The organism is Paenibacillus xylanexedens (assembly GCF_007676705.1).
Taxonomy (GTDB): domain Bacteria; phylum Bacillota; class Bacilli; order Paenibacillales; family Paenibacillaceae; genus Paenibacillus; species Paenibacillus xylanexedens_C.
In genome coordinates this window covers 1-234 of record NZ_VEBF01000687.1, presented here as the reverse complement: position 1 = coordinate 234, position 234 = coordinate 1, and the positions used below count along the sequence as shown (strand labels likewise).

The 234-nt window shown below is 55.1% G+C and carries 1 pseudogene; it reads left to right on the top strand.

From position 1 onward, the window contains the following. Positions 1-32 precede the first annotated feature (32 nt). Positions 33-234: pseudogene (locus FS628_RS33530) on the top strand (ABC transporter substrate-binding protein); the annotation flags it as partial.

Here is a 234-nt window from a genome sequence, read left to right as displayed (position 1 = left end):
GAGATAAGGGAGGTGGAGGGGGAGGGGGAAAAGTGAAGGTGAGGATGTGGGGGGGGGTGGGGGGTGAGAATGGTGGAGAGGAAGTGGTGGATAGGTGGAATGGGGAAGATGGTGATATTGAGGTGGAATATGTGGGGTTTGTGAATGAGGATGATGGGAAGGTGAAGGTGGATAGGGGGGTGTGGAGGGGGGAGAAGGTTGAGGTGTATGTGAAGTATAGGGTGAGGAAGGTGG